Genomic DNA, 13075 nt, shown 5'->3' on the forward strand with positions numbered 1-13075 from the left:
GAGCATTCGGTTCATACCCGAAGTGTCACCGGTTCGAATCCAGTTACCGCTACCACGTAGCAGAATTTTTCTGAAAGCTGTAAGGTATCGGCTGCAATCGCGGCTGGTGGGGCGCCTTGGCAGGGTCCAGCAAAATTCTGCGACTTTTGGCCCGATGGTCAAGCGGTTAAGACATCGCCCTTTCACGGCGGTAACCCGGGTTCGATTCCCGGTCGGGTCACCAAAAAGCTCAGTCGTAAGACTGGGCTTTTCTTTTTTTATTTTTTCTCAAAGGTGCGGTTTTTTAGCCGAATGGGAGGATTCGCGATGGAAAAAGCAGGCGCTTGCGTCTAAAAGGATTTTGCGGTAACATTAACCATAAACTATTTTTTTATGGAGGCTGTTTTGTCCAGTTATCTTCAGGCCATCCGCACAGCGCTTTTTGTATTTCCCATTTTGGCAGCAGTGCTCACGGTTCCCTACGTGCTTTACCAATATCGAAAATTTGGTTCCATTCCACTTTTGCGGACAGCCGTTCTCTATTCTTTCGCATTGTATTTGCTGACTTGCTATTTTTTGGTGATCCTTCCCATACCCAGTTTTGAAGCGGTGGAGGCCATGCAGACCCCAATTGCGAATTTGATTCCAGGTTCTGCGATTCTGGAATTTTTGGAGCAATATCCGCAGAATTTTGCAACTCTCGGTGCATACTGGAATCTTTTGACTTCCAGTGCAATGAAAGATGTGATTTTCAATGTGCTTATGTTGGTTCCACTGGGAGTATATCTGCGTTATTATTTTGAGTTCCGATGGAAGAAAGCAGTATTGTGCGGTTTCTTTTTAAGTTTGTTTTTTGAATTGACTCAGTTGACAGGACTTTACGGTTTTTATCCTCGTCCTTATCGGCTGTTCGATGTGGGAGATCTGATAACGAACACTTTTGGTACGCTCTTAGGATGGCTGGCCACGCCCCTGTTTTGTTTCTTTTTGCCATCCCGTCAAAAATTGGATGAACGCGCCTACCGAAAAGGCGAAAAAGTACCCTTTTTGCGGCGAGTGGCGGCTTTTTGTTTGGACTGGTTTTTCTTAGCAGTCGTTTACGCCGCCTTTCACATTTTGAGTGAGGGGCTTTTCTCGGCATTGATTCGCAAAGGTATGCTGGTTGTGGTTGCACTGTGCTATGTTTGTTTGTGGCAGCGGTTCACCGGTGCCACCCCCGGAAAGCGTTTGATGAGACTTCGTATTGTGTCCGATGAGGGAGGTGCGCCGAGCTTTGCCCGTCTGGCGCTTCGCTATGGACTTTTGTATGGTGTAGTACTTGCTTTGCCGGTGTACTTCATGATTTGCATTCGAATTGTGTTTGTCAGCGAAGGCTGGATTCGTTTTATTGCTCTGACGATGGCCTTTCTTTTGATTTTGGCCATGTGTGCGGTTGGAGCGGAAACTTTGATGAAGTTGTTTGGCAGTAAGACGGAGTTTTGGTATGGTCGGTTGTCACGTACGCATGTGGAGAGTACGATTCGATTGCCGGCTCAGTCACAGGAGAAAGACAGATGAAATGTTTACATATTTCGGACCTTCATCTGGGTCGCCGTCTGCGAGAGGTGGATCTGGAAGAGGATCAGGAATTTCTTTTAAAAAAAATTTTCAACATTGCTGTGGAAAAAAGTGTGGACGCGGTTCTGATTGCCGGAGACGTGTATGACCGCAGTGTTCCCACCGTGGGTGCAGTGCGTCTGTTCGACGAGTTTTTGACCCGGCTTTCCAAGGCACACATTCCCGTGTATGTGATCAGCGGAAACCACGACAGCGCCGAGCGTCTGGGATTTGCGGACCGCCTGTTGGATGAGCAGGGCGTGCACCTGGCCAGTGTGTTCAGCGGCGAGGCGGTGTGTTACCAGGCCCGGGACGAGTTCGGTCCCGTGTACATCTGGTCTCTTCCCTTCTTAAAACCTGCATCCGTGCGGCACTTTTATCCCGAGGAAAAAATTGAAAACTACACCGACGCCGTGGCCGCGGTTCTGCGGCGAGCAAATCCCGACTTTTCAGCGCGCAATGTGCTGATCGCGCATCAGTTTGTGACTGCTGTAGGCACAGATGTTCAGCGGTGTGAGTCCGAGACATTGAGCCTGGGTACACTGGACAATGTGGACGTATCCGTGTTCGACGGATTTGATTATGTGGCACTGGGTCATGTGCATGGAGCTCAGCGGGTTGGCCGGGACACTGTGCGTTACTGCGGAGCGCCCTTTAAATATTCCGTGGACGAAGCGAGGGGCGAAAAAGGCGTTCTCTTGGTGGATTTGGGTGAAAAAGGCAGGGTGGATGTGGAAAAAATCCCCCTCTCCTTTTTGCGCGACGTGCGCAAAGTAAAAGGGACCCTTGAGCAGATTTTGGCACATGCTCAGCCGTCGGAGGATTATATGCACGTGGTGCTGACCGACGATATGCCTTTGACCGATGCGGCCGCACGGGTGCGGACCGTGTATCCCAATTTGGTGAAACTGGAGTTTTCAGCCCGGCATGGGCAGGACAGCGCTCCGGCTCGGGCAGAAGAGATGCTTCGAAAAATGCCGCTGGAACTGTTTGAAGATTTTTATCGTCAGGTGCATGGTAGTGATATGAGCGATGAGGAGACGTCTGTAATGAGACAGGTGTTTGAGGAGGTGCGGGAATGAGACCGATGTTTCTTTCCCTGTGCGCCTTTGGACCTTATGCGGCAAAAGAAGAATTGAATTTGGAAAAATTCGGCCAAAGTGGTCTGGTGTTGGTGGCAGGAGATACGGGCGCAGGAAAAACCACTATTTTTGATGCGGTGTGCTATGCGCTGTTTGGCAAGCTCAGTGGTCGTGTCCGAGGTGTGGAGACGGTGCGCAGTGACTATGCCGCTCCCTCGGATGAGACGTATGTGGAGCTGACTTTTGAGCACCGTGGCAAAGAGTATCGCATTCGCCGAACGCCGGAATATCAAAGACCCAAAACGCGGGGCGAAGGAATGACGCAGCACGCTGCTACGGCGGAGTTTTATGCTCCCGGAAAGCCCGTTTTGGACAAAGTGCGAGACGTGAACCGGGCGGTAAACGATCTTTTGGGAATCGATGCGGATCAGTTTCGCCAAATCGCTATGATCGCTCAGGGAGAATTCGTAGCGCTTTTGAACACCGCCGGTGAGGAACGCAGCAAAATTCTGCGCCAGATTTTCAGCACCGGAATTTATCGCCGTGCGCAGGACCGTTTGAAAGAACTGGCTGCTCAGTGCAACCGGGATACAGAACATGGCAATGAACTTTTGCGCCGTCAGTTTGAGGCCATCCGCCCCGATACCGAAGAAAGTGCACAGCAGTTAGCAGAGCTTTTGAAAGATGAAGGATGTGTATACCGGGGACAGGATGTGCTGGAACTTACCATGCGCATCAATCAGGCAGACGAGGAAAAAGTGCAACAATGGGAGAGAAAAAATCGACTGTGTGCCCAAAAGTTGGAGCAACTGGCTGCTAGGTTGGAACAGGCACGTCAGACAGAAAAACTTCTTGAGCAGCGTCGCTTTTTGACACAGAAACAGGCGGAGTTTGCACAGAAACAGGAGCAATTGGTCCTTTGTACCCGGGAGCTGGAACTGTGGGAAAATGCAAGCTATAAGGTCGGACCCGTGGATGAGCGCTGGAAACAGGCACAGGCAGAGCGAAGAAACTGGGAGAAAAAAAGCGAGGAAGAACAAGCTCTGCAAAGAGCCTTAGAAAAGGAAAACGGAAAAGAACAGGCTCTTTGGAACAAAGCGCAGGAACAAAAGGAACAACTGGTTGTCTTTGCTTCAAATATTTCTCGTCTGGAGGAGACCCTTCCTTTGTATCGGGAAGCGGAACAAGTGAAAAAGAGGGCTTCTATGCTGGAGCAGAGCATCCTTGCACACACACAGGAATGCTCAGATACAGAAAAAGAGCAGGCAGAACTTGCAAACAAAATCGAACTGGTCACAAAGCGTTCTGCCGACGCAGGTCAGGCGGCCGCCCGGTTGGCTCAGGCACAAAAAGTTTGTGAAAAATTGGAAGAGGAAAAACAACAGGCGCGCAGACTGGGAGAAGAGCTGCACCGGTGTATGGTTCTTCGGCAGCAGGCAGACCAGGCACAAGCACAGTATGAGAAGTGCAATGGCGAGTACCGGCTTTTTTGCCAGAAGTATGAAACCATGGAGCAGCAGTTCTGGAATAGCCAGGCGGGCGTGATGGCCGCCCGGCTGGAGCCGGGAGATCCGTGCCCTGTGTGCGGTAGCATGCATCATCCCTGCCCTGCCAGTCGTCCGGAAAATGCACCCGACGAGCCCACATTGCGTCGGATGCAAAAGGAACTGGAAAATTTGCGTGTTCAGGTGCAGCAGCAGTCTCTTGAAAGCGGGCGTGCGGTTCAAAAGTTTGAAAGTGCCCGCGAGCAGTGTTTTTCGGATGTGAAGACTTTGTGCGGTACTTTGCCAAAGGACGGAAACAGTGCGAGGAAATTGTTGAAAAAAAGGCGGGATGTACTTGTTCAGCAAAGCAGTGAGGCCGCCGTTGACTTAGAAAAGGCAAATAAAGAGAATTTACAGGCTTCTCAGGCAGTGCGGGAATTGCCTGATTTACAACAGCGCCGAAAAAAGTTGGAGAGCATTCAGCAGAAACTTCAAGACCAGCAGGCACAGGATAAGCAGGAATTGTCTGCCGTTCAGGCTCGATTTAAGGAATTATCCGTTCGTTTGCCAAGCGGAACACAGTTTGAGGCCGAGACTCTTTTGAAAGAACAGAAGATGCGGCACAGCGCGTTGCAACAAGATGTGAACCGAGCACAGCAGCGCTGGCAGGAACATTGCGCACGATTGCAAAGTACAAAGCAACTGTGTGAAACCTATGCAAAGCAAACGGCACAGGCACGTGTTGCCTGCGACCAGGCAAGAAAGGCATTGGACCAGGCAATCGGGCAGGCAGGTTTTGAAAATGAGGAGCTGTACCGTATTCATCTGGTCTCGCAAGAAAGAATCGAGGCCCGCCGCAAAGAGTTGGAAGAGGCTCGCCGCCAACGGAGCGCTTGCGCTGCTCAACTGGAGAGCCTGGAAAAGAACCTGGAAGGGCGGACACCAGAGGACGTCAGCGCACTGGAGGAAAAATTGTCCGAGCTTCGGACTCGCCGTCAAGAAGATGCTGTTGCAGGCCAAGCGCTGCATACCCGACTTTCCATGAATCGGGAAGCGGAGCGGCAACTGCAAAAAATTTTGAAGGATAACCAGAAGGTGCAGCAGCGGGCTGCCATCATTCAGAAACTGAACCGCACCGCCAACGGAACATTGACCGGCGGTCTGGGCCGACAGCAATTTGAGCAGTATGTGCTGACAGCGCATTTTGAAAATGCCGTGAATGCAGCCAACCGGCGTTTTGTGCGTATGACAGAAGGGCAGTTTGAGCTTTTGTGTCATAATCGGGCGGATGGCCGGGGTCAGAGTGCGCTGGATTTGGATGTGCTGGACAATTACACTGGCAAGGTCCGCAGCGTACGCAGTTTATCCGGAGGTGAGTCTTTCAAGGCAGCTTTGTGTCTGGCACTGGGACTTTCGGATGTGATCCAGAGTTATGCCGGCGGCGTACAAATCGATGCCATGTTTATTGACGAGGGATTTGGTACGCTGGATGAACAATCGATGGAGAAGGCATTGGAAGCACTGCAGGGGTTGACCGAAAGCCGCCGTTTGGTGGGCATCATTTCTCATGTGGCAGAACTGCGGGAACGCATTGATAAGCAGCTTTTGGTGCGCAAAACACCTCGTGGAAGTCGTATTGAGATGAAGATATAAAAAAAGGGTGGCTTTTGCCACCCTTTTTTATCTTATTATTCAAGAACAGCGCCCTTGTTTGCGCCGGAAACAAGCTTTGCATAACGGGACAGCCAACCAGTCGTTACCCGAGGTTCGGGTGCCTTCCAAACGGCGCGGCGACGTTCCAGTTCCTCGTCGGAAACATTTACGTTCACCTTTCCCGCAGGAATGTCAATGGAGATGACATCCCCTTCCTGAACCAGAGCAATGTTGCCTCCCTGTGCAGCTTCAGGCGCTACGTGTCCGATGGATGCGCCGCGGGATGCGCCGGAAAAACGGCCGTCGGTGATCAGCGCCACCGATTTGTCCAGTTTCATGCCAGCCAGCGCACTGGTGGGGTTCAACATCTCGCGCATGCCGGGACCGCCTTTGGGACCCTCGTAACGAATGACGACTACGTCGCCAGGATGAATCTGACCGCCATAGATGGCTTGAATCGCCTCGTCCTCGCTGTCAAATACCCGGGCCGGGCCACTGTGTACCAGCATTTCAGGGGCCACTGCACTGCGTTTGACAACGCAACCATCCTTGGCGATGTTTCCCCAAAGAATGGCAATGCCGCCGGTTTTGGAGTAAGGATCGTTTGTCGGACGGATGTTGGTATGGTCCAGATTTTTCGCGCCTGCAATGTTTTCGCCGACAGTTTTGCCCGTTACGGTGGGAAGGCTTGTGTCCAAAAGACCCAGTTCGGCCAATTGTGCCATCACGGCGGGAACACCGCCTGCCGCGTTCAAATCTTCCATATGGGTGGGGCCGGCCGGCGCCAGATGACAGAAGTTGGGAACCTTGGCACTTAATTCATTGAAGGTCTCAAGACTCATAGGCACGCCTGCTTCGTTGGCAATGGCCAAAAGGTGAAGAACACTGTTGGAACTGCATCCCAGAGCCATATCCGTGGCCACAGCATTGCGGAAAGCGGCAGGAGTTAAAATATCGCGGGGACATACGTTCTTTTCCACCAAGTCCACAATGCGCATGCCTGCGTGTTTGGCAAGCTGAGTACGTGCTGCCATCACCGCCGGAATCGTGCCGTTTCCAGGCAACGCCATTCCGATGGCTTCGCACAGGCAGTTCATGCTGTTGGCAGTGTACATGCCGGAGCAAGAACCGCAACCCGGGCAGGTGTGCAACGTGTAGTCTTCCAGAACGTCCTCGTCGATCAGGCCCGCCTTGTAGCTTCCCACCGCCTCGAACATCTGAGACAGAGAAACATGACGTTTGCCCTGACGGCCGGCCAACATGGGTCCGCCGCTGATGACGATGGATGGAATGTTTAAACGGGCTGCCGCCATAAGCATACCTGGAACGATTTTGTCGCAGTTGGGCACAAGGACCAGTCCGTCCAAGGCATGGGCACGGGCCATGGTCTCCACACTGTCACAAATCAATTCACGGCTGGGCAGAGAATACTTCATGCCTACATGTCCCATCGCAATGCCGTCGCACACGCCGATGGCAGGCATCAAGATCGGGGTGCCGCCGGCCATGCGAATGCCGGCCTTGACCGCTTCCGCCAGTTTGTCAAGATGGGCGTGGCCGGGGACAATCTCACTGAATGCACTGACAACGCCAATCAAAGGCCGGTCCAGCTCCTCGTCGGTATAGCCCAGTGCGTAGAACAGGCTGCGGTTTGGTGCGCGTTCAGCGCCTTTGGTTACTTGTTCACTGTTTCTCAACGTTTCTCATCCTTTCCCATCCAGCCGCGTACAACCCGGCCTCAATTTACATTAGTATAGCACGCCTTGCGCCAAACTGCAAAAGATGTTTGCGCGGTTTTCACGTTGCTTTTTTGGCAAGAATGTTTATAATAAAAGAATATCTAAAGGGGGTGGGAGCATGGAATTTCGAGTCACGCGCAGCGGTGCTGCGCTTATCGGGTTCTGGGCAGTGTTGGCCGGTATACTGATTTCGCTCCCCTTCTGGGCGCTGAATGCTGCGGCTTCGCTTTTGGGATTGGCGATTTGGTGCGTGATTTGTGTGTGCATTCTAATCCCCCGTTGGTCATCTTGCCGGGTGCGGGTAGGTGGAAATCATCTGACGGTACGGCGAGGAATTTTATTTTTAGAGACAAAGCGTATGCCGCTTCGCTTTATCACGGGTTGCCGCATCGTGCAAACCCCTTTGGGACGTCGCCGCGGAGGCTGTGTACTGGTGTTGATCGCATCGGGAACGTCTACCATTATTCCGGGTATTCGCCGGTCCGATGCAGAGCAACTGGCAGCCAAACTGTCCCATGGAGGCAAACTGTTGTGAGCGGGCGGCGGCGATTCCATATTTTGTACTGTTTGCGCTTGTTCCGGTATGCGCTGGTACTGTGCCTTTTGCCCATGTTACAGGCACTTGTCGCTTTTGATTGGCCCAGCTTTTTTACTGCGCTGGGGCAGGACGCGGCCATTCTGCTGTTCTTTTTGGTAGTGTCACTGGTGAGATGGTGGGCCACAGGGTTTGTTCTCACACAGGACAGTTTCGAGGCGCAGACCGGTGTATTGGTGCAAAATCGATATGCTTTCACAAAAAACAGCGTTGCCGTGCTGGAGATCGTCCGGCCTCTCCACTGCCGTTTGATGGGAGCCAGCAAGGTGACCTTGTACTTCAAAAACTATGCTGGGCCACGCCATTTTCAATGCTATTTGACCCGGCGGGATGCACAGGCACTCGCAGATCTTCTTATGCCTGTGCGTCAGGATCACTCCATTTTTTCCCCTGCCGGATATGAAAAACTCAGCTTTGTGATGCTCAGCGCCAATGTGCTCACTACCTGTGCCTTCGCCTGGGTGAGTTTCGACCGGATACAGGACGTGTTGGGAGAAGGCATTCGGCAACTGGCAATGACGCAGTTTGAGCAAATTGAGTTGTTGGTTGAGCGCATCCTGCCTGCGGGTGCCGCTGCGCTGGCCACGCTCTTCTTTCTCATTGGAAGTCTGACTTTTTTGCACGCCTTTCTATATACTGCCGGTTTTCGGGTGTGCCGCAACGGCGGAGTGATCATCTGCAAAGGAGGCCTTGTGACCCGCATCGAGCGCCGCATCAGCCTTGGCTGTGTATCCGCTTGTGACATTCGTGTCACGCCGGCCGCACGGCTGCTGCGCAGATATCCGGTGTTCATTGCCGCGGGAAGTTTTACCGGGGGCGATTTGCCCCTGTTTGTGGTGAAAAAAGGCGCTGAGGCAAAACTCGAGGCGCTTTTGCCGGGTTATTCCAATCCCGATGGCCCTATGTGTGATCCTGAGCGGAAAAGTCCAGTGCAGTATCTTTGGAAACCAGGGGTCTTTTTGGTATTGGGATTGGCACTGTGCGGTGTGGCGTTCAACGTACTGCCCGGTGTGCTTCCCGTTTTGGCGGTATGGGTATTGGGTGCGCTGGGCTGTATGCTGGTCTCTCTGGAAGGCCTTTCCAAAGAAGGGCTTTGTAAAAATCAGAATCGCACTTTGTCGGTGGTCTTTACTCGATTTTTTACAAGGCATGAGGTCTGTGTGCTGACCCAGGATCTGTCCTATATTTTATTTGAGCATCCTTTCTCCATCAGCGAGGGCCGGTGCGACGTGAGGGTTTGCCTTCCAAGCCGGATTCGCTACAAGGTACGGGGCGTGCTGCAATTCAAAGTGCGCGGCATTCCCTTTAGTTTGTAAAAGGAGTCTTTTTATGTATCAGGCTGTAATTTTTGATTTGGATGGAACGCTTCTGGACACCATCGGGGATCTGGCCGCGGCAGGAAATTTTACTTTGCAAACAATGGGGTTTGCCGGCCACACGGTGGAAGAGTACAAATATATGGTGGGAAACGGTATTCCCATGCTCCTGCACCGGATGTTGCCTGAGAAAGCGCGCACCCCGGCGGACGAACAACGGGCTGCCGACCTGTTTTTTCCCTATTACAATGAACACAAAGAGGACACGACCAAGCCATACGAGGGCATGCCCGCTTTGTTGGAGAGCCTGCGGACTGCGGGAGTAAAATTGGGTGTGGTATCTAATAAGGAAGATCATTTGACACGTCAAGTGATTGAACGATACTTTCCGGGCGTATTTCATGAGGTGCGCGGGCATGTGTTGGGCACGCCCACCAAGCCCGATCCTCATTTGGTAAACGAGATGCGCAAGGCGTTTTCTCTGATGCCAGAGCAGGTGCTGTATGTGGGAGACAGCAATGTGGACATGTTCACTGCAAACAATGCGGGTCTGGATGGATGCGGAGTTCTGTGGGGGTTCCGCACGGCTGCCGAGTTGCAGCAGGCCGGTGCAAAGTATTTGGTACATACTCCTGTTGAACTGGAAAAACTGATTTTCGAAAAATGAAAAAGACACAGGCCTCACAGCCTGTGTCTTTTTTACTTTTTCGGGCACTCCTTTTCCTGCGTGGAAAGAGGATGCCAGCGAGGCGTTCCTTTTTTGGGAAAAACAGTTGCCGAATCCGGCGCAGCACGAATTCTACCAGGGAAAACCACAGATGTCCTAAAAACACGATTCCCGTAAGAATCAGCACCACAAGACCCGCTTGTTCCAACATGTGTCTCATTTTTTTATAAACTGATTCAGGAAAAAGTCTGTGAATGCCGCAAGTTCCTTTTCTTGGGACACATACACATAAAGGCTTTCATCTTCCAGCCAGTCATAGGCATTGATGCCGATGTAACTTTTGCGGTCCGGATAAATAATGAAGGCATCGGTGGGATATTTATTTCGGTAGGCCTTCAAGATTTCTGACCGGCGGTAGAAAGTCGGGTCTCCACAGCCGGAAAGATCCGGTACGGTGGGAACAACCACCACGGTTTGTTCGGTCTCGTTCCAACCCACAATCAAATTTCCAATCTTGGTTTTGCTTCCATGAACAAAACCGTAATTGAACCGTGACACATCTTCTGTGTACCCGAAAATCAGCCGGTATTTGTCTCCATCCGGTACCACCTGATTGAACAAAGTGCGCATTTTCTTTGCGTTGGCATTGCTCTTTTCCATGTCGACTTGTGGTCCCTTAAACAGCTTTGCAAAAAATCCCATGTGTGTTTCCTCCCGATGTTAAGATAAATTTGAAGGTGCGGAACGCGATCCGGCGTCCGAGCATCCTTTTGCACAAATAAAGATATATTTTAAAATTTGTTTTTATTTTTTCTAAAAAATGCCGCCCGCGCAGAGTACCCAAGCAGGTCCTGTTCGGGCGGAATTTTATTGTTCGGATAAATCGGTATTTCGCAAACCCTCAAGAAAATCCACAATGGAGCGGATCTGAAAAGACACGGTCTCATCCACAGCCTCGGGAATCAGCATGGGCAGTGTATGGGGAATCGCGCGTCGCAGCGTCATGACGGCAAGGCTCAGGTTGATAAACAGGGAAATCCGTTCACGCTCGGGCCGAATGCCGAAGCACTCCAAAATCTGACTGAAAAGGCGAAATTGCTTTTCTCGGAAGATACGCCGGTTTTTTTGTGACAGGCGTCCAAAAATCTGCTGCTGCTGTTCAATGGTAAGAACGGCAATTCCATTCTTTTCTCCATAGCAGCAACTGAATAAGAAAGTTTCCACTCCCTGTCGCCAGCTTAGGTCCGGGTCGTCCATCAGCTTGTGCGCATAGGCGAGAATTTTTGGCTGTTGCAGATATAGGGCCTCTACAATCAGTTCTTCCTTTGTGGGAAAGAAAGAATAGAAAAATGTGCGCGAAATGCCTACTTCTTTGTAAATTTGTTCCACAGTAGTGTGCTGGATGCCCTGCTGGGACATCAGCGCTAACCCTGTGGCAATCAAGGACGCACGGATGTGTTCGCGCTCTTGCTCTGAGTAGGCGACTTTCGGCATGTTCTTCCCTTCTTTCGAATAAAAACAAAATTTTAAAATTGTATTTATTTTAGCACAGACCCACTCTGCGCGCAAGCATCAAAAAAAGGCCCGCGCTAAGCGGGCCTTTTTCAAGAAGATTTGGATTGATTCTGGCGTGCGGCGATCCATCCGGCGACCAGCAAACATACCGGCCACAGAGCCAGTCCGTACACAGCGACAATCCCGTAGTTCAAATACACGGGGCGGTTGTAACAGACCATAGCCCAAAGAAAATCGGTGAGCACCTCAGCGGCCAGAAACCAGAACACGGTGTTTTTGGCCGCTCCCTTTTTACGGGTGCGTTTCATGGAGAAAAGAACCGCAAAATAAGCGATTGCACACAAGGCCCATCCTGCTAGCCAGAGCTCGGCCCCGCGGACCTGTCCAATGGAAAGAATGGCTGTGCACATAAGGCATTCCTCCTGTAAAAAAGCAGTTAAAACCGGCCTGCGTCCCGCAAGGCTTTAACCTTCAAAAGTGCAGTGCAGGTCTTTCCGTCTACGATTTCACCAGAGAGAACTTTTTCCACTGCCTCATCCAAAGGCAGAGTGAATACCGAGAGAAATTCGTCCTCGTCCAAATGCTGTCCCACCGGGTGTAGATCTTTGGCTGCGTACAAATATATGATCTCGCTGCAATAGCCGCAGGTGGGAATCATAGGCGACAGGTCCACATAAGTGTCCGCCTGCAGGCCTGCTTCTTCTCCCAGCTCCCGTTTGGCAGCTTCAAAGGGGTCCTCGCCCTTTTCCAATTTGCCCGCCGGAATCTCAATCAGTTCTTTGTCCAGGGCGTAGCGGTACTGGCGTACCAGATACACTTCTCCTTTTTCGTTCAAAGCAACAATGCCTGCACCCCCGTGGTGATGTACCACTTCGCGGGTGGAAGTGCGGCCGTTTTCCAGTTCCACTTTATCCAGTGTCACGCGGATGACCCGTCCGCAAAAGAGTTCCTCAGAGCTCAGTGTCTTTTCAAAATGCGCCATACTGTGCGCTTCCTTTCTCTTAGGATTCCGACGCAGCCGACGCGTCCCCGTCCCTGATGCAGCGAACCTTTTCCACGCGGCGCTCGCTGGTCTTGAGCACGGTGAACACGATTCCGCCGTAGTGGACCTGGGCGTGCTCATTCTCATCGGGAATGCGTCCCAATCGGTCGATCACAAGGCCGCCCACGGTGTCGATGTCGTCCGGGTCGTCCTCATCGGGCTCGGGCAATTCCAAATCAAAGGCGTCAAACAGATCCTCAAGGTCCGCCGAGCCTGTGGCGATGAATCCGTCGCCGTCTGGCACAAGGTCCTCTTCCTCGTTGTCGTATTCGTCCTGAATGTTGCCCACGATTTCTTCCAGCACGTCTTCCATAGTCACAAGACCGCTGGTGCCGCCGTAGTCATCCACCACAACGGCAATCTGGGTGTGTTTGCGGCGGAATTCCAGCAAAAGCTCCCGGGCACGG

The 13075-nt window shown here is 51.9% G+C and carries 12 protein-coding genes and 1 tRNA gene; 7 read left to right on the forward strand and 6 right to left on the reverse strand.

The genetic code is table 11. The features are described 5' to 3' along the window. The first annotated feature begins 148 nt into the window (after positions 1-148). The 4 genes from AB5H98_RS09880 to AB5H98_RS09895 all read left to right on the forward strand — a co-directional run bounded on the left by AB5H98_RS09880 (position 149) and on the right by AB5H98_RS09895 (position 5794). A tRNA-Glu gene (locus AB5H98_RS09880) sits at positions 149-223 on the forward strand. Between the two features lie 161 nt (positions 224-384). Continuing rightward, the gene (locus AB5H98_RS09885; RefSeq protein WP_367925745.1) at positions 385-1536 is read left to right on the forward strand and encodes a VanZ family protein; all 1152 of its coding nucleotides are present in this window, start codon (positions 385-387) and stop codon (positions 1534-1536) included. Next, positions 1533-2657, forward strand: a complete 1125-nt coding sequence (locus AB5H98_RS09890; protein WP_367925746.1) for an exonuclease SbcCD subunit D — start codon at positions 1533-1535, stop codon at positions 2655-2657. Before AB5H98_RS09885 ends, AB5H98_RS09890 begins: the two co-directional genes overlap by 4 nt. Then, on the forward strand, positions 2654-5794 hold the full coding sequence (locus AB5H98_RS09895; protein WP_367925747.1) for an AAA family ATPase: 3141 nt from the start codon (positions 2654-2656) through the stop codon (positions 5792-5794). The genes AB5H98_RS09890 and AB5H98_RS09895 overlap by 4 nt, the downstream gene beginning before the upstream one ends. Positions 5795-5829: 35 nt before the next feature. Here the strand turns inward: AB5H98_RS09895 and ilvD are convergent, their stop codons facing one another. Further along, positions 5830-7491: a dihydroxy-acid dehydratase gene (ilvD, locus tag AB5H98_RS09900; protein ID WP_367925748.1), complete on the reverse strand. Its 1662-nt coding sequence runs from the start codon at positions 7489-7491 to the stop codon at positions 5830-5832. Between the two features lie 160 nt (positions 7492-7651). Here ilvD and AB5H98_RS09905 point away from each other — a divergent pair, with 160 nt between their 5' ends. From AB5H98_RS09905 to AB5H98_RS09915, 3 genes are read left to right on the forward strand one after another with little or no spacing between them, the layout of a single operon-like run. Then, complete coding sequence (locus tag AB5H98_RS09905) at positions 7652-8068, forward strand: PH domain-containing protein (RefSeq protein ID WP_367925749.1); 417 nt, start codon at positions 7652-7654, stop codon at positions 8066-8068. Further along, positions 8065-9444 carry a hypothetical protein gene (locus AB5H98_RS09910; protein WP_367925750.1) on the forward strand — a complete coding sequence of 460 codons (1380 nt, stop codon included), beginning with the start codon at positions 8065-8067 and terminating at the stop codon, positions 9442-9444. Before AB5H98_RS09905 ends, AB5H98_RS09910 begins: the two co-directional genes overlap by 4 nt. A 13-nt stretch (positions 9445-9457) precedes the next feature. Next, on the forward strand, positions 9458-10111 hold the full coding sequence (locus AB5H98_RS09915; protein WP_367925751.1) for an HAD family hydrolase: 654 nt from the start codon (positions 9458-9460) through the stop codon (positions 10109-10111). Positions 10112-10327: 216 nt separating this feature from the next. Here the strand turns inward: AB5H98_RS09915 and AB5H98_RS09920 are convergent, their stop codons facing one another. From AB5H98_RS09920 to AB5H98_RS09940, 5 genes are all read right to left on the reverse strand, one after another. Then, a complete protein-coding gene (locus AB5H98_RS09920) occupies positions 10328-10813 on the reverse strand; it encodes a hypothetical protein (protein ID WP_367925752.1) in 486 nt (161 codons plus the stop codon). A gap of 165 nt (positions 10814-10978) precedes the next feature. After that, complete coding sequence (locus tag AB5H98_RS09925) at positions 10979-11605, reverse strand: TetR/AcrR family transcriptional regulator (RefSeq protein ID WP_367925753.1); 627 nt, start codon at positions 11603-11605, stop codon at positions 10979-10981. Between the two features lie 110 nt (positions 11606-11715). Then, positions 11716-12036, reverse strand: coding sequence for a hypothetical protein (locus AB5H98_RS09930; protein ID WP_367925754.1), 321 nt, complete (start codon positions 12034-12036; stop codon positions 11716-11718). 26 nt (positions 12037-12062) lie between these two features. Beyond that, positions 12063-12608 carry an NUDIX hydrolase gene (locus AB5H98_RS09935; protein WP_367925755.1) on the reverse strand — a complete coding sequence of 182 codons (546 nt, stop codon included), beginning with the start codon at positions 12606-12608 and terminating at the stop codon, positions 12063-12065. Between the two features lie 19 nt (positions 12609-12627). After that, positions 12628-13075: transporter associated domain-containing protein (locus AB5H98_RS09940; RefSeq protein ID WP_367925756.1), on the reverse strand; the 448-nt coding region annotated here is incomplete at its 5' end.

It is taken from the genome of uncultured Ruthenibacterium sp. (genome assembly GCF_963558415.1).
In the GTDB taxonomy this organism is placed as follows: domain Bacteria; phylum Bacillota; class Clostridia; order Oscillospirales; family Ruminococcaceae; genus Ruthenibacterium.

Excerpts from the sequence above, each read along its gene's own strand:
- AB5H98_RS09890 (WP_367925746.1), top strand. The coding sequence starts at position 1,533 with ATGAAATGTTTACATATTTCGGACCTTCATCTGGGTCGCCGTCTGCGA.
- AB5H98_RS09895 (WP_367925747.1), top strand. The coding sequence starts at position 2,654 with ATGAGACCGATGTTTCTTTCCCTGTGCGCCTTTGGACCTTATGCGGCA.
- AB5H98_RS09905 (WP_367925749.1), top strand. The coding sequence starts at position 7,652 with ATGGAATTTCGAGTCACGCGCAGCGGTGCTGCGCTTATCGGGTTCTGG.
- AB5H98_RS09915 (WP_367925751.1), top strand. The coding sequence starts at position 9,458 with ATGTATCAGGCTGTAATTTTTGATTTGGATGGAACGCTTCTGGACACC.
- AB5H98_RS09920 (WP_367925752.1), bottom strand. The coding sequence starts at position 10,813 with ATGGGATTTTTTGCAAAGCTGTTTAAGGGACCACAAGTCGACATGGAA.
- AB5H98_RS09925 (WP_367925753.1), bottom strand. The coding sequence starts at position 11,605 with ATGCCGAAAGTCGCCTACTCAGAGCAAGAGCGCGAACACATCCGTGCG.
- AB5H98_RS09930 (WP_367925754.1), bottom strand. The coding sequence starts at position 12,036 with ATGTGCACAGCCATTCTTTCCATTGGACAGGTCCGCGGGGCCGAGCTC.
- AB5H98_RS09935 (WP_367925755.1), bottom strand. The coding sequence starts at position 12,608 with ATGGCGCATTTTGAAAAGACACTGAGCTCTGAGGAACTCTTTTGCGGA.